Below are 15,926 nucleotides of genomic sequence, written 5' to 3'. Positions count from 1 at the left end.
CCGTTAGTGCTTGGCGTTGATCGCTTGTGCAGCGTCAATGTTGTCTTGACCAACACCGTCGACAAACTTGGCCCAAACCGGCTTCATCGCATCAACCCAGGCTTGGTTCTGCTCGGGTGTCAGCTCGCGAATAACCGCGCCGGTGTCCAAAATCGCCTGACGCGCTTCCAGATCGACATCGTTCACGGCAGCGTTCCGCTCTACCGTCACTTCGTTCAGAATGGTGGTCATCTGCTCGCGCACGGCAGGGTCAAGGCTTTCCAACCAGTCAACCGAAGCGACGACCAGATAGTCGATCAAGCCGTGGTTGGTTTCGGTCGTACCGTCTTGCACTTCGAAAAACTTCTGGCCGCGAATGTTGGACCAGGTGTTTTCCTGACCATCCACAACTTTGGTCTGCAACGCGCCATACACTTCGGCAAACGCCATTGGCTGCGCAGATGCGCCCAGCGCTTCCATCTGTGCCACGATCACGTCAGACGGCTGCACGCGGAACTTCAAGCCCGCGGCATCTGTTGGCAGAACCAGCGGCTTGTTAGCCGAAAACTGCTTCATGCCGTTGTGCCAGAATTCCAAGCCCTGCAAACCGCGGCGCGTCATGGAATCCTTCATCGCCTGACCGGTTTCCGAGTTTTGGTATTCGTCAACCGCTGCAATGTTCTTGAACATGAACGGAAGGTCGAAAATCTGGAAAACCTTGGTAAAGGTTTCAAACTTTGACAGCGATGGCGCGGCCAGTTGCACGTCACCCTGCAACATCGCCTCAAGTACCTGATCGTCATCATACAGGGTCGAGTTCGGGAACACTTCGACGCAGGCTTTGCCATCCATTTCGCTGTTCACACGGTCGGCAAACATCTGGGCCGCAATACCCTTGGGGTGCTTGTCGCCGTTGGTCACATGCGCAAACTTGATCTTTACTTCGCCATCATCGCAGCCCGTGGTTGCAAAGGCAGCAGTTGTCGACATCGCCAAAGCGGCGACGGTCATGGCTAGATTGGTGAATTTCATGTCTCTCTCCCTAATTATTATCGGTCGTTTTGACCGTATCGTCACAAGACGGGTCGGCACATGTGCCGTTGCAGCCCCCACGCACCTTTGGCGCATGCAGGCTGGCACCCCTTCCCGTGATGTCTCCTCCTCGGTGGCACAGCGCAGCGCTGCGACCTGCGCCACCTTGCAAGGATTTTGGGTCAAAAACAAAACCTTTTCGGCAAAACGGGTAAATTTGCCTTGGGGAACCTTGCCAAACCCGTGGCGAAACCTCGCCACAGGTACAAGGCTGCGGGTTTAGATAACCCCGTCCGCTGCCAGCGCGGAAATTTGCGCCGCATTATAGCCCAATTCCTGCAGTATCGCGGCGCTATGTTCGCCAAGAGCGGGCACAGGGCCCATACAGGGCTCATCCTCGCCCCAGCCCGCAGGGATAAGCGCGGGCATCTGGCCTGCTGGCGTATCCACCTGCCGCCAGCGATTGCGTGCGGCCAGTTGCGGATGTGCCCACAGCCCCGCCATATCGTTCATCCGCGCATTGGCAATCCCCACCGCGTCTAACCGCGCTGTCACTTGCGCCACGGACAGATTGGCAAAGCTGTCGCGGATCATCGCGCCCAGCGCCACCTTGTTCTCGGCCCGCTTGGCATTGGTCACAAACCGCGCATCACTGGCCAAATCCGGCGCGTCCAAAACCCCACCACAAAACGCCGCCCATTCGCGTTCATTCTGCAACCCCAGCATCACCGTGCCATCCGCCGTCTCAAACGGGCCGTAGGGGTAAATCGTCGCATGGCTCGCCCCCGCCCGCGCAGGCGGCGGCGCACCGTCCATCGCGTAATACATCGGGTATCCCATCCATTCGGCCATCGCCTCCAGCATGGAAACATCAATCTCACGCCCCAACCCCGTACGCCCGCGCTGGATAAGGGCAGTCAGAATGTTGGTATAGGCATACATTCCGGCGGCAATATCCGCGACCGAAATCCCCGCCTTGGCTGGCCCATCCTCGCCCGTCACCGACAAGAACCCCGCTTCGGATTGGATCAGCAGGTCATAGGCCTTGCGGTCGCGGTCCGGCCCATCTGCCCCATAGCCCGAGATATTGCACAGGATCAGCCCGGGGTGGTCGAGCCGCAGCGCGTCATACGAAAGCCCCAACCGCGCCGCAGCCCCCGGTGCCAAATTCTGTACAACCACATCGGCGCGAGCGATAAGCCCCCGCAAAATCGTCCCCGCCGCTGGGTGTTTCACATCCAGCGTCAGGCTTTCTTTGCTGCGGTTCGTCCACACAAAATGTGACGCCAACCCCCGCGCGCGGCCATCATACCCCCGCGCGAAATCTCCCACCTGCGGGCGTTCCACCTTAATCACCCGCGCCCCTTGGTCGGCCAATTGCCGCGTCGCAAACGGGGCCGCAATCGCGTGTTCCAGCGACACAACCGTGATCCCCTCCAGCGGCAGCACTTAAAACGACCTCGGCAAACCAAGCATATGCTCGGCCACATAAGACAGGATCAGGTTCGTCGAAATGGGCGCGACCTGATAGAGCCGCGTTTCGCGAAACTTCCGTTCCACATCGTATTCCGTGGCAAACCCAAAACCGCCGTGAAACTGGATGCAGGCATTCGCCGCCTCCCAACTCGCCTTGGCCGCCAAGTATTTCGCCATATTCGCCTGCGCGCCGCAATCGGCACCTGCGTCAAAGCGGCGGCACGCGTCAAACCGCATCAGGTTCGCCGCCTCAATCTCAATAAAACTTTCCGCAATGGGGAACTGCACGCCTTGGTTTTGCCCAATCGGCCGCCCAAACACCACGCGCTCCTTGGCATAGGCGGTCACCTTGTCGATGAACCAATAGCCATCCCCAATACATTCCGCCGCGATCAGGGTCCGTTCGGCGTTCAATCCATCAAGAATATAGCGAAAGCCCATCCCTTCCTCACCAATCAAATTCTCGACCGGAATTTCCAGATTGTCGAAAAACAGCTCATTCGTCTCATGGTTCACCATGTTCGGAATGGGCTTCACCTCCAGCCCTTTGCCAATCGCATCGCGCAAATCGACCAGAAAAATCGACATCCCCAGTGATTTCCGCGTCACCTGCTCAAGCGGCGTGGTGCGGGCCAGCAGGATCATCAGGTCCGAATGTTGGACCCGCGAAATCCAGACCTTTTGCCCGTTAATCACATAGCGGTCACCCCTTCGCACCGCCGTTGTGCGAATTTTGGTGGTGTCAGTGCCCGTGGTCGGCTCGGTCACGCCCATGCTTTGCAACCGCAGCTCACCGCTGGCAATTCGTGGCAAATATTCCCGTTTTTGCGCATCCGACCCGTGGCGCAGCAGCGTGCCCATGTTGTACATTTGGCCGTGGCACGCGCCAGAGTTGCCGCCTGATCGGTTGATCTCTTCCATGATCACGCTCGCCTCGGTCAGCCCAAGCCCCGATCCGCCAAACGCCTCGGGGATCATCGCCGCCAACCAACCGGCCTTGGTCAAAGCATCCACAAACGCCTCTGGGTATCCCCGTTCCATGTCCACCTTGCGGTGATACTCTGCCGGAAATGTCGCGCACAGGTCGCGCACCGCATCCCGAATGTCCTGATAATCATTCATGCCAACACCGCCTTTGCATCCATCGCCAACGCACCATCACCGCGCCGTATCCACAGCCGATAGCCGCCCTCTACCGCCGCACCTTGCACTGCGAAACGGTCCGTATCAAACACCGGGGCCATCGCCCTAAACTCAAACTCTGTCACCACCGCATCGGGCAAATGCCTGCGCAACCCGTCCAGCAACAGCGTCGCCAGCAGCGGCCCATGCACCACCAACCCCGGATACCCCTCGGTTCCCGTACAAAACGGCTGGTCATAATGAATGCGGTGGCCGTTGAACGTCAGCGCGGAATAGCGAAACAACAACACGGGGTCGGGCACCACATCGCGCGAAAAATCACAAACATCGGGCGCGGCCACAGGCACCGCAACAGGCGCATCCGGTGCCGCCACATCGCGGTAAACGATGTCGTGTTCCTCCTCAATCCGCTCGTCATACACATGGCGCACGGTGACAAACACCAAATCCCCAGACCGCCCCGCCTTATGGTCAACGCGGGTCACGGTAGAGGTTTTTGTCACCACCTCCCCCACCTTCAACGGTGCCAAAAACTTCAAACGGCTCCCCGCCCACATTCGGCGCGGCAGCGGCACGGGGGGCAAAAATCCGCCCAGCGCGGGGTGCCCGTCATAGCCCGCCTCGTCCAGCCGAAAGATTTTCAGGAAATGCAGCCAATGCCACAGGGGCAGCAGGTCCGACCCAGTGGCAAACTGATCATCGCGGTTCAGGGTCGCGGCCAGCGCATTCGGCTGAAACGGTGTAATCTGATCCGTGACAGTTTCCGACCGCCCGACCCAACCCTGCAAATGTTCAATATCAATCACGCGAAATGCCCCACCTTGCTTTGCCCCTGTTTGCCACGGCTTGCACATTCTGCAAATTCGTATTTTCTGGGGCCTGCATTCCAAATTGCAAAAGGCTGACATAATGGACCTATCTGACCTGCGCCTGTTTGTGGCCATCGCCGAAGCGGGCAACCTGACGCTTGGCGCGCAACGTGCCTTTCTGTCGCCCCCTGCCGCATCGGCACGCATCAAGGCGCTGGAAACCAGCCTTGCCCAGCCCCTTCTCTATCGTGGTAATCGCGGCGTCAGCTTGACCAAATCGGGCGAAGCCCTGCTCCGTCACGCCCGCTTGATCCTGCGCCAAATCGAATTCCTCAAAGATGATCTAGGCGCGGCCGATCGCGGCCATGTCCGCATTTTCGCCAACACCACTGCTGTGACGGAATTTATGCCCGAAATCCTTGCGCGTTTCCTTGCAGACCGCCCAAAAGTGACGGTCGATCTGCAAGAACGCCTAACCCAAGACATCCAGCGCGGCATTCTGGATGGCACCGCCGATTTAGGCATTACTTCGGGCCCAATCCCGGATGCAGGGTTGCAGGCGATCCGGTTTTCCACCGATCACCTGTTGCTAGCCACCCCGCGCAACCACCCGCTGGCCGCGCAAACATCGGTCAGCTTTGCCGATACGTTGGCTTATGAACATATCGGCCTGCACGAAGGCAGCACCCTGCTGGCCTTTCTGCGCGGCCTGATGGAACGGCACGGATATGACCGCGCTCTGCGCATTCAGGTGCGCAGCTTTGAGGCAATGTGCCGGATGGTCGAAGCAGGTGTTGGCATTGGCATCACCCCCGAAAGCGCGGCCCGCCGCCATGCAAAAACAATGGATATTGCCCTGATCACTATTTCAGATCCATGGGCCATCCGCGACCGCAGCGTGCTGGTGCGTGACATTGCGGCCCTACCCCATATCGCCCGCGCCTTGGTCGATGAATTGGTCAAAGCGGGTGCAGGCGGGCGCGCCTAGGGCGCGAACCCCTGCAACTCCTCGGCCCCAATCGCACGCCCCTCGGCCGCCGAGATTTGGGCCGCCATGCCCATCGCCACGGCCCACCAGCCATCGGCCAGCCCCACCTCGGGCACGCCGCCATGCGCCACCACATCGGCAAAGCCGCGATGCTGGTAGAATGTCGATCCGTTGTGATCCCCTGCCGCCAGCAAGGACGGGTCCACGGGCACATCCAGCACGCGCGGGCCTGCAGGGCTGCGCGGCGAAACCACCACTTGCGGCACCGGCGCCGCGCCCAAATGCGCCGGCCAGAACCGCCCTGGCCCCGGCACCAACGCTTCAATCTTGCCCAACGGCCCCACTGCGCTGATTTCCTCTTGGTATCGCGACCCTTCGGCGAACATGCACAATTCCAACATCGCGCGCATACCGTTTTCAAAGTCCACGATCACATAGGCATTGTCCCAAATATCCGATGCCTCGCCGTTATACACCTCATCCAGATGGTTCACCGTTTGCCCGCCCGACGCCATAACCCGCACAGGGTCACAGCCCGCAACCAGCCGCATCAGATCAAAGAAGTGGCAGCATTTTTCAACCAAAGTCCCACCGGAATTGCGGTTAAAGCGATTCCAATCGCCGACCTTTTCAAGGAACGGAAAGCGGTGCTCGCGGATCGTCAGCATTTTCACACCCCCCGTCGCCGCCTGTGCTTGCGCGATCAAATGCGCCACGGGCGGCATATAGCGGTATTCCATCGCCACCCAAATAGGCGCGGGGTATGCGGCCCGCAACGCGTTCAGGCGCGGGGTATCGGCGGGGTCGGTGAACAGCGGCTTTTCGCATAGCACAGGCAGCGGACGGATGGCGGCAATCTCTTCCAACTGCTGCAAATGCATGAAGTTCGGGCTAACGATCATCAGGCAATTCACCGCCTCAACCGCCAGCACCGCAGCCACGCTGTCCACCATTGCGGCGCCCGGGACCATAGCGGCCGCCAGCGCGCGCATCCCTGCATCGGGCTCATATATCGCCACCACCTCGGCCTGTGGCAACAAGGCTATGTTGCGCAAATGCTCTTGCCCCATCATGCCGCAGCCGATGATGCCATACCGAACCGTTTTCATCCCAAGCCCCTTATATTCAAAGCAAATCCCTGCGCCCTATTTCAAACGCGCCACATATTGCGCGACATTCGGGTCGTACCACGTCCAAGAGGCCTCGGCCTTGCGGCCATCTTGGCCCCAACTGACCCGCGTGATCTGGGGCAACGCCGTGCCTGCGACATGCGGAAATGTCTCGGGCGCCCAAACGGGGCAATGCCCTAGCCCGACCCGATCCTCGGCCCGTGCGATCCACAGGCCCAGCTTTTCGCGGTAATACAGGTACAGCGACTCTAACAAATCCGCAGGCGCAATCGCACCCGCATAACTGCCATCCAGCCAAATCTCTTCAACCGCCGCCACCTTGCCCGACAGATACCGCAAGCGCCGAATGCGAAACCCGTCCGCACTGTCGCCAAACGCAGGCAGCTCTGCATCCTTCACACGCCGCTCCACCGACAAAACCCGCGCCGTGGGCAACCCGCCCCCCGTCACCAGTTCCAACCGAAACAGCGCATAGACCGAGGCCGGATCGCTAACTGCGCGGATGTAATTCCCCGACCCCTGCACGCGCACCAGCATGCCCTTGGCGACCAGTTCCTTTAGCGCTTGGCGCAAGGTGCCCACGGCGATCCCCAATTGCGCCGCCATCTCACGCTCGGGCGGCAGTTTTTCTCCGTCAATCAACCGCCCAGCCGCAATGTCACGGATCAGCAATTCGCTGATCTGTAAAAACAACGGAAGGGAACCGGGAGAGGGCATCAGCACCACATCTGAATAAATTGATACAGTATTGATCTACATCAATTCCAATGCTACGCAAGTGAAAAGCTGACTCTCTGGTAGAGAGAATCACGCGCAGCTCGCAGGGAGAATTATCATGACCGTCGTTCCCATCACCTCCCCCGATCTGGACGCAGCCGAGGTCAGCTGGTTCGCCGCCCTGTGTTCTGATGATTACCAATTCCTTGGCCAACCCGATGGCGCACTCCGCTCCTCATGGGATCACTGCTCGGGCATCGTGAAACGCGCCGAACAGCACGGTTTCCGCAACATCCTGTGCCCCTCCTCCTATCAGGTCGGCCAAGACACCCTGTCTTTCGTGGCCGGTTGCGCGCCGATCACCGAAAACATCAACTTTCTGGCCGCCATTCGCTGCGGCGAGGTGCAGCCTGTCATGCTCGCCCGCACCGTGGCCACGCTCGACCATATGCTGAAAGGACGCCTTACCCTCAACGTCATCTCCTCGGATTTCCCCGGCGAAGTGGCCGACAGCAAGTACCGCTACAAACGCAGCCATGAAGTCGTCGAAATCCTGCGTCAGGCGTGGACGCAAGATCACATCGAATATGATGGCGAGATTTACAAGATCAGCAAGGTTTCCGCTGATCCCGCGCGTCCGTATCAGCAAAACGGTGGCCCCTTGCTCTATTTCGGCGGCTATTCCCCCGATGCGTTGGAACTGTGCGGCGCGCAATGTGATGTCTACCTGATGTGGCCCGAAACCCGCGACACACTGGCCGAACGGATGAAGGCGGTTCACGCCCGCGCGGCGGCCCATAACCGCACGCTCGACTACGGGTTGCGCGTGCATATGATCGTGCGTGACACGGAAACCGAGGCCAAGGAATACGCCGAATACATCGCCAGCAAACTGGATGATGAATACGGCAAACTGATCCGCGATCGCGCCCATGACAGCATATCCTTGGGCGTGTCACACCAAGCCCGCGCCCGCGAATTGGCCGATCAGTTCGGCTATATCGAACCGCATATGTGGACAGGCATTGGCCGCGCGCGCTCGGGTTGTGGTGCTGCCCTTGTCGGGTCCACTGATCAGGTTATGTCGGAAATTGAGGCGTATCAGAAAATGGGCATCCGTGCTTTCATCTTTTCGGGCTACCCGCATATGGATGAATGCGATCATTTCGGTACAAAGGTGCTACCGCAGCTTAAAACCTGCTCACTGCCACACGCATACGGCAGGGTGCCAGCCAGCACCCCCGCCACACCACTCGGAATTGGGGAACGGCGCTAATGGAACGGATTTCACTGGGCAACATCGACCTGTCACGCCTTGTCTATGGCATGTGGCGGCTGGGCGATGATACCGACACCAGCGCCAAAAACGTGCAGGCAAAAATCGAATCCTGCTTGGCCCAAGGTATCACCACCTTTGACCAAGCCGATATCTATGGCGGCTATACAGCCGAGGCATTGTTGGGCCACGCCTTGCGCGCGGCCCCCCATCTGCGCGACACAATGGAAATCATCACAAAATGCGATATTGTCGCCCCCGTTGGCCGCCACGCAGGCGCGCGGGTCAAGCATTACGACACGTCCGCAGCCCATATCAACGCAAGCGTCGATGCCAGCCTGACGGATATGGCGATTGACCATATCGACCTGCTGCTGATCCACCGGCCCGACCCGTTGATGGACCATATGGAAACGGGTGCCGCATTGGACGCGCTGGTTGCATCGGGCAAGGTGCGCGCCGTTGGCGTGTCCAACTTCCGCCCGTGGGATTTCACCTTGCTGCAATCAGGCATGAAAACCCCTTTGGTCACCAACCAAATCGAACTCAGCCTTGTGGCGCATGAGGCGTTCACCAACGGCGATCTGGCATTCCACCAAGAACGCGGCATCCCCCCAATGGCATGGTCGCCACTGGCAGGCGGGCGTCTGCTGGCCGAATCCGGCAAGGATTTGCGCGCCCGCCTGACAGAAATTGGCGCGACTTATGGCTCCGATTGGTCCGCCGCCGCCGTGGCATGGTTGTTGCGCCACCCTGCGCGCATCATTCCGGTCATGGGCACCAACAGCTTGTCGCGGATCGACACCATCGGCACGGCAATGGACATTCAGATGGACCGTCAAACATGGTTTGAACTTTATACCCTGATGCTGGGGCATGAGGTTGCATGATGCCAGATAACCTTGTTTCCGCCGATCAAATGCCAAACGTGGCAACGCTGGCCGAAACCAGCTTTGTCCCCGATGCCGCCAATGCCCGCGAATTTCGCGATGCGCTAGGGTGTTTTGCCACGGGTGTGACCATCGTCACGGTGCAATCCGCCGATGGTCCAATGGGCTTTACCGCCAACAGCTTTGCCAGCCTGTCGATGGACCCGCCTTTGGTGCTGTGGTCGCCGGCCAAATCATCGTCGCGCTTTGCCCATTATGCCACGGCGCAGCACTATGCCATTCACGTGCTGGCCCATAACCAAACCGACCTGATCCAACGCTTTATCCGTGGCGGTTTGGGGTTTGAAGGCATGTCCTATCACCGCAATGACGAAGGCGTGCCGCTATTACCCGGCACATTGGCGCGGTTTGACTGCGAACAACACGCGACCCATGATGGAGGCGATCACCTGATCGTCGTGGGCCGTGTGGTGCGCTGCGCCAAAGGCACAGGCGCGCCACTGGTGTTTACACAAGGTCAGTACGGCGGGTTTACCGCCGACTGATAAGACGGCTGAATGCCCCAATAAGAGGGCAAACAGACAAAAGGGACGCACCGGCCACAAAGGCTGGGCGGGTATTAGGGAGGGACGCGCCATGGGCGCAGTGCTGGGTCTGACCAATGGGCTGGGGATGGTGAACGCCGCCCTACTGACCTTTGGCCGCCGCGCGGGGGCTGGCATGGTGGCCGTGATGGTTATCGTCATCCTCCTACAGGTGTTCTTCCGCTATGTCCTCGGCAATGCGCTCGCCTGGCCGGAAGAGGCGGCGCGGTTCCTGATGCTCTGGATGACCGGCCTCATGGCCCCCACTGCCTTTCGCCGCGGCGGGTTTGTATCTATCGAAATGCTAACCCGCCTGCTGCCACCCGCCCCATCGGCCATCCTGTCGCTGCTGCTCTTGGGCCTGTCGCTGACCGTCATGGTCGTCGGCGTCCAGATCGGCTGGTCCGAGGTGACAGGCCTCGGCGGCCGTTTCGCCACGGACAGCCTGCACTACCCCACCGCATTCGACCTTTCCACATGGGCCAAGGTGCCCAAATCCTGGATGATGCTGTCGCTGGTGGTGGGCCTTGCCATGCTGATATCGGTCTGCATTGAACTGATCCTGCGCAGCCTGCTCACGCTTTCGGGCCGCGCCAATCAGCTTATCGCCATCCCGCACGCCGCAATGGGGGGGGCCGAATAATGCTGTCTCTTTTCCTCCCCCTGTTCCTCGTCCTGCTGCTGTTCGGGCTGCCAGTGTTCTTTGGCCTCATCGCCGCCCCCGCGATCCTGCTCTGGCTCAACGGCCAAGAACGCGACATCGTGCTGCTCTACCGCAATGTCTATAACGGCATGGACAGCTTCCCGCTCATGGCGATTCCGTTCTTCATGCTGGCGGGCGAGGTGATGAACCGCTCCAACATCACCCTGCGCTTGGTCGAATTTTCACAAGCCATGATGGGCCACCTGCGCGGCGGTCTGGCCCATGTGAACGTCTTGTCCTCTATGCTCTTTGCAGGCCTCTCCGGCTCGGCTGTGGCCGACGTGTCGGCGCTGGGGTCAATGCTGATCCCCGCGATGGAAAAACAAGGCTACACCCGCAGCTTTGCCGCTGCCATCACCGCCGCTTCGTCGATCATCGGCCCCATCATCCCCCCATCCGGCATCATGATCATTTACGCCTATGTCATGGGCGAAAGCGTGGCCGCCCTGTTCCTTGCAGGCATCGTGCCGGGCTTGCTGATGGGCGGCGGTCTAATGCTGATGATCCACTTCCTCGCCGATAAATACGACCTGCCCGCCCGCACAACCCGCGCCACATGGGGCCAACGCGGACAGGCCAGCCTCAAGGCCGTCTGGCCCCTGATGACCCCCGTCATCATCATGGGCGGCATCCTCCTCGGCGTCTTCACCCCGACCGAGGCGGCAGCCGTCGCTGTGGGCTATTCCACTCTTATCGGCCTGTTCGTCATGCGCACCCTGCACCTGCGCGACCTTCCCGAGGTCCTGACCAACGCAGGCATGACATCCGCCGTGGTTCTTCTTCTTGTCGGCGCCGCAATGGCGTTCAAAACCGTAGCCAGCCTCAGCCACACACCCGAACTGCTGGCATCGATCATTCTTGGCCTGTCCGACAACCCGCTGATCCTGTTGTTCCTCATCAATCTGCTGCTGTTCATCGTCGGCATGTTCCTTGACGCAGGCCCCGCGATCATTATCCTTGGCCCCATCCTTGGGCCGATCTTTACCTCGTTGGGCGTCGATAGTGTCCATTTCGCTATCATCATGGCCGTCAACCTAACTGTCGGCCTGCTGACGCCCCCCATGGGCCTTGTTCTGTTCGTCACCTCCTCGGTGTCCGGCCTGCGCGTCGAAACCATCGCCAAGGCCACCCTACCCTTTCTCGCGGTTGAAATCATCGTGATCTTCATGATCACTTTCATCCCCGAGATAAGCCTAGCCGTCCCCCGATTTTTCGGGTTCGTCCAGTAACCAACCAACTAACCAAACGACTTAGGGAGAGAAGACCAATGAAAAACACCATCAAAACACTACTGCTCGCCACCCTTTTGGCAGGCACAACCAGCATGGCAATGGCGCAATCCATCACTCTGCGCGCCACCGCAAACTCGAACGAAAACGACGAAGATTATGACGGCCTTGTCGTCTTCAAAAACTATGTCGAAAATGCGTCCAACGGCGATATCGCCGTGGAACTGTTCATCGGCACCCAGCTGTGCGGCAAGGGCGATGAATGCTTGGCCGGCGTGGCCGATGGCTCCATCGACATCTATATCTCCACTTCGGGCGGCGCTGCTGGCCTGTTCCCCTACATTCAGGTCCTCGATCTGCCCTACCTGATGTCGGACGACCGCGTCGCCGAAACCGTGCTGACCAGCACCGACTTTACGTCGAAACTGCGCGGCATGGTTATGGCAGACTCGGGCGATAAAATCCGCTTGATGACCATCGGCAACACCGGCGGCTGGCGCAACTATGCCAACACCAAAAAGCGCGTCATGGGCCCTGCCGACCTTGCAGGCCTGAAAATGCGCACTGTGCCTGCCGATCTGCCACAGGAATCCGCCCGCGCCGTGGGTGCATCGCCAACCCCAATCGCATGGCCAGAACTGTTCACCTCGCTGCAAACCGGCGTGGTTGAAGGCACCGCAAACGGCATCACCGACATCATGAACATGAAGTTCCCTGATGCCGGCCTGAAATACCTGACGCTGGATGGCCACTCCTACATGGGGGCTTTCTGGTGGATGGGCCAAGACCGTTTCGCCAGCATGACCGACGCGCAGAAAATGGTCGTGCTGGATGGCTTTGCCGCCCTGCAACAAGCCACTTTCGCCAGCCCAAAGCGTAAGGAAATTCAGGCTTATGCTGATTTCAAGGCCGCTGGTGGTGACATCTACGTTCCAACCGCCGATGAAAAAGCCGCCTTCAAAGCCGCCGCCGCGCCAGTGTTCGAATGGTTCAAGTCCTCAGTCAAAGGCGGCCCAGAAACACTGGATGCGTTCATGGCAGCCGTGGCAACCGCCCAAGGCGTGGTTGATGCAGAACGCGCGACTGAGCTGAAGTAAGCGTTAAAGACGAAAATAAGACGGCGCGCAGTGCAACCCGCGCGCCGTTTTTGTTTGTGGGGGAAACGACACAAGCGCCTCCTCAGCGCCATGAAGGCCGTTCCTCACAGGTGAGAAAAAACCTTCAACAACTGCGCCGGTTTTGAACGGGGTTTTTGGTGGCATCAAACGCGGCTATTTCTATATGTTTCCAAAACGAGGGTTTTTGGTATATCACCCGAGTATCAACTATGTGCAGAGAACGGACGCTGAAAACTCGCAGAACGTGGTCGCGCTTTCTGCTTATATCTGACATTCATCGAATAATCCGCCACGCTTTCGGCGTTCGTAAAGTTAATGAACGATAAGCAATGATGATTGAAGATGGTGCGTCAAATTGGGGCCCTAACGGACCTAAGCCAGAGGCTGAAGGCTTCGACATGGATGCTCGCCACAAGTCGATCTACGAGTGGGTGCGGCAGGTGCGTGGCGGGGTGCTTGGTGGCGTCTTCACCATCGAGCGCCATTTGAGCGCAGCAATTGTTTACTTCATGCTTGGTGACAGAGTTGAGCGCGACGAAGTGCAAACTGCATTTGACGAAGGGCTGCTAACAACGCTCACCTTCGACCGACGTATCAACGTGGTGCTGCTGATTGCCCCGCATTTCCTGACCAAAGATGAGGTGAACAACCTCCGGGGTGACCTCACCGAACTGCGCACCATTCGCAACTCGATGGCGCACAAACCGTTCTGGCTCCATCCCGAGCTGAATGACAAAGGCGAAGTGTTCAACCTTGTGCCGATGATTCAGCACGGCAAGGCATCGATTGCATTGACCACACCGTTCACGGAGGGGCTCAACCAGAAAATCGCCAGCTTGATCGACCGGAGCTCAAAGCTCGCTGCCGCTATTATAAAGCGCGAGGTGGGTCAGCATACAGCTACTGGTGCCTAAAAAACTGGCTCCGCTGCAATGGTCGGCTTGTGCCCATTGCGTCCAAAAAATGCACCCGCGAATATCATGATTGTAGGCGGCAACTTCGGCTGACAGCGACATCCAAAAGCGACCGTTTTTGGGAGGATACTACTCTGACGTAAGCGAAAAGGCAGCCCCGTGGGTTAATCGGCGGCCTATTCCGGGGTAGGTTTGCGACGTTCACGCAAGCGCCGAGGTTCTATGTCTACGACCAGTCCTACGCCTATGCCTACGGGTGGTAGCTTTCAGTTGATTGAGGCCGTTGTCGAACGTCTTGACGGTGGGCCGGTGGGCGAGCGTCGTCGCTGGTCTGATGAGTACAAGGCGCAGGCTGTCGCCGCGGCCATGGCTCCAGAGGTCAATATTTCAGCTTTGGCGCGTCGATTGGGGATTTCGCCGGCGCAACTGTTTGGCTGGCGCAGGGCATATCTCAGGACCCAAGATGAGGCGGCATCAGCGCATCGCTCCCTGCAGGCACTGACGGAGATCGTGATCGGGGACGCAGTCATTCGTGTCAACCCGGATATCGGGGAAGCGGATCTGTGTCGGATCATTCGTGCGGTGCGCACAGCATGATCCCGTCCGGCGTGAAGGTCTTCCTCGCCAGCCACCCTGTCGACTTCCGCAAGGGACCGGACAGCTTGCTGGCGCTGGTCCGCGATGCAGGGAGCGACCCGTTCAGCGGGGCACTTTATGTGTTTCGTGCGAAACGTGCGGATCGCATCAAGGTCGTTTGGTGGGACGGCAGCGGGGTCTGCCTTTATGCGAAGCGTCTGGAGAAAGCCGGGTTCTACTGGCCCCGTATCGGTCATGCCCGGGTTCAGCTGAAGACTGTCCAGCTGATGGCGCTGGTGTATGATCTGGACTGGAAACGGGTGCGGCCGGTCTCCATCCGGCGCCCCGAAACAGTCGACTGACCGGTCCTGCTGGAGTGATAATTTGAGCCGCTCCATGAAGAAAACGCGAGTAAAACAAGGGGAACCATGCTCTAATCGAAGGTGATGAGCAGCAGTGAATCCCCCCTTCCTGATGACATGGATCAATTGAAATCCATGGTGCGCGCCATGGCGGCGCAAGCGTCCCGTACGGACGCGCTGGAGCGTGAGATCCAGACGCTCAGAGCTCGTAACGCGGATGCCGATGAGCGGATCAAGCGGTTGATGCAGATCCTGAAGGCTTATGATTGGGCACGGTTTGGACGACGGTCCGAGAAACTTGGTTCTGCCGCGACGGGTGATGAGGATGCGCAGCAGGCTTTCCTCTTCGAGGAGATCGAGACGGGTATCTCGGCCCTGCGGGCGCAGATCGGCAAGGGCCAGGCTTCACACGAGAAGCGGTCACCCCGGCCACGTAAAGGCTTCCCACCGCATCTCGAGCGTGTCGAAGTGGTCATTGAGCCTGACGACCTGCCAGAACATGCCGGCAAGCAGAAGGTGCTCATTGGCGAAGACGTGGCCGAACGGCTGGATGTAATCCCGGCGAAGTTCCGGGTCATCATCACCCGCCGCCCGAAATACGCGTTCAAAGGCTGGGACGGTGTCATCCAGGCCTTGGCCCCGAACCATATCATCGAGAGTGGTCTGCCGTCTGAGGCATTATTGGTGTTGATTGTCACTGAGAACTGACCCGGCAACAGCAAAAATTGTCACTGAGAACTGACCCATGTGCAACCTTGCCTCAGCTTGAATCAGCTGGGGGCACTTGGAGTGATAGACATGAGTTTTTTAAAAGTTATCCGGGGATGGGCGCTGCGAGAGAAGATGCCCATTCGCGAGATCGCGCGGCGCACGGGCATCTCGCGCAACACGATCAAGAAGTATTTGCGGGAGGGGATTGTTGAGCCAGCGTTTCAGACGCCGGATCGTCCGAGCAAGCTGGATCCGTATGTCACTCAGCTGACAGCATGGCTTGTTTCGG

17 protein-coding genes and 1 pseudogene are annotated in these 15,926 nt (G+C 59.0%); 12 read left to right on the top strand and 6 right to left on the bottom strand.

Translation table 11 applies throughout. The features are described from left to right. Window positions 1-3 precede the first annotated feature (3 nt). The 4 genes from G560_RS0100095 to G560_RS0100080 form a co-directional block, all read right to left on the bottom strand. Entirely contained in the window at window positions 4-1,011 is a 1,008-nt protein-coding gene (locus G560_RS0100095; protein WP_022702270.1) for a DctP family TRAP transporter solute-binding subunit, read from the bottom strand. A gap of 279 nt (window positions 1,012-1,290) precedes the next feature. Then, window positions 1,291-2,460 (bottom strand): CaiB/BaiF CoA transferase family protein, encoded by a 1,170-nt coding sequence (locus G560_RS0100090; RefSeq protein WP_022702269.1) that lies wholly within the window; start codon window positions 2,458-2,460, stop codon window positions 1,291-1,293. Further along, window positions 2,461-3,609 (bottom strand): acyl-CoA dehydrogenase family protein, encoded by a 1,149-nt coding sequence (locus G560_RS0100085; protein ID WP_022702268.1) that lies wholly within the window; start codon window positions 3,607-3,609, stop codon window positions 2,461-2,463. Continuing rightward, complete coding sequence (locus tag G560_RS0100080) at window positions 3,606-4,436, bottom strand: HTD2 family dehydratase (protein ID WP_028913547.1); 831 nt, start codon at window positions 4,434-4,436, stop codon at window positions 3,606-3,608. Before G560_RS0100080 ends, G560_RS0100085 begins: the two co-directional genes overlap by 4 nt. A gap of 103 nt (window positions 4,437-4,539) precedes the next feature. Here G560_RS0100080 and G560_RS0100075 point away from each other — a divergent pair, with 103 nt between their 5' ends. Further along, window positions 4,540-5,427 carry a LysR family transcriptional regulator gene (locus G560_RS0100075; protein ID WP_022702266.1) on the top strand — a complete coding sequence of 296 codons (888 nt, stop codon included), beginning with the start codon at window positions 4,540-4,542 and terminating at the stop codon, window positions 5,425-5,427. On the opposite strand, the gene G560_RS18105 is transcribed toward G560_RS0100075, so the two are convergent. Beyond that, complete coding sequence (locus G560_RS18105; protein WP_022702265.1) at window positions 5,424-6,536, bottom strand: Gfo/Idh/MocA family protein; 1,113 nt, start codon at window positions 6,534-6,536, stop codon at window positions 5,424-5,426. The genes G560_RS0100075 and G560_RS18105 overlap by 4 nt on opposite strands. Before the next feature lie 36 nt (window positions 6,537-6,572). After that, window positions 6,573-7,274: a GntR family transcriptional regulator gene (locus tag G560_RS0100065; RefSeq protein ID WP_033419168.1), complete on the bottom strand. Its 702-nt coding sequence runs from the start codon at window positions 7,272-7,274 to the stop codon at window positions 6,573-6,575. A gap of 118 nt (window positions 7,275-7,392) precedes the next feature. On the opposite strand from G560_RS0100065, the gene G560_RS0100060 reads away from it, so the two are divergent. The 11 genes and pseudogenes from G560_RS0100060 to G560_RS0100005 all read left to right on the top strand — a co-directional run. Further along, window positions 7,393-8,550, top strand: coding sequence for an LLM class flavin-dependent oxidoreductase (locus G560_RS0100060; protein ID WP_022702263.1), 1,158 nt, complete (start codon window positions 7,393-7,395; stop codon window positions 8,548-8,550). Further along, window positions 8,550-9,440, top strand: coding sequence for an aldo/keto reductase (locus G560_RS0100055; protein WP_022702262.1), 891 nt, complete (start codon window positions 8,550-8,552; stop codon window positions 9,438-9,440). The genes G560_RS0100060 and G560_RS0100055 overlap by 1 nt, the downstream gene beginning before the upstream one ends. Then, window positions 9,440-9,985 carry a flavin reductase family protein gene (locus tag G560_RS0100050; RefSeq protein ID WP_022702261.1) on the top strand — a complete coding sequence of 182 codons (546 nt, stop codon included), beginning with the start codon at window positions 9,440-9,442 and terminating at the stop codon, window positions 9,983-9,985. The genes G560_RS0100055 and G560_RS0100050 overlap by 1 nt, the downstream gene beginning before the upstream one ends. A gap of 91 nt (window positions 9,986-10,076) precedes the next feature. Continuing rightward, window positions 10,077-10,667: a TRAP transporter small permease gene (locus G560_RS0100045; RefSeq protein ID WP_022702260.1), complete on the top strand. Its 591-nt coding sequence runs from the start codon at window positions 10,077-10,079 to the stop codon at window positions 10,665-10,667. Beyond that, on the top strand, window positions 10,667-11,956 hold the full coding sequence (locus tag G560_RS0100040; RefSeq protein ID WP_022702259.1) for a TRAP transporter large permease: 1,290 nt from the start codon (window positions 10,667-10,669) through the stop codon (window positions 11,954-11,956). Before G560_RS0100045 ends, G560_RS0100040 begins: the two co-directional genes overlap by 1 nt. A 38-nt stretch (window positions 11,957-11,994) precedes the next feature. Then, complete coding sequence (gene dctP, locus G560_RS0100035; protein ID WP_022702258.1) at window positions 11,995-13,053, top strand: TRAP transporter substrate-binding protein DctP; 1,059 nt, start codon at window positions 11,995-11,997, stop codon at window positions 13,051-13,053. A 350-nt stretch (window positions 13,054-13,403) separates the two neighbouring features. Continuing rightward, on the top strand, window positions 13,404-13,988 hold the full coding sequence (locus G560_RS0100025) for a hypothetical protein (protein ID WP_022702256.1): 585 nt from the start codon (window positions 13,404-13,406) through the stop codon (window positions 13,986-13,988). Window positions 13,989-14,234: 246 nt separating this feature from the next. Then, a complete protein-coding gene (locus G560_RS0100020; RefSeq protein WP_028913543.1) occupies window positions 14,235-14,585 on the top strand; it encodes a transposase in 351 nt (116 codons plus the stop codon). Beyond that, window positions 14,582-14,926: an IS66 family insertion sequence element accessory protein TnpB gene (tnpB, locus tag G560_RS0100015; RefSeq protein WP_022702254.1), complete on the top strand. Its 345-nt coding sequence runs from the start codon at window positions 14,582-14,584 to the stop codon at window positions 14,924-14,926. Before G560_RS0100020 ends, tnpB begins: the two co-directional genes overlap by 4 nt. 84 nt (window positions 14,927-15,010) lie before the next feature. Continuing rightward, a pseudogene (locus G560_RS18100) lies at window positions 15,011-15,619 on the top strand (transposase domain-containing protein); the annotation flags it as partial. A gap of 105 nt (window positions 15,620-15,724) precedes the next feature. Continuing rightward, on the top strand, window positions 15,725-15,926 hold a 202-nt coding region (locus G560_RS0100005), incomplete at its 3' end, for a helix-turn-helix domain-containing protein (protein WP_028913542.1).

Origin of the sequence: Pseudorhodobacter ferrugineus DSM 5888 (assembly GCF_000420745.1) — a bacterium.
GTDB classification, from domain to species: domain Bacteria; phylum Pseudomonadota; class Alphaproteobacteria; order Rhodobacterales; family Rhodobacteraceae; genus Pseudorhodobacter; species Pseudorhodobacter ferrugineus.
Note: the sequence above shows the minus strand (reverse complement) of the source record. Positions and strands in the feature narration are given on the sequence as shown.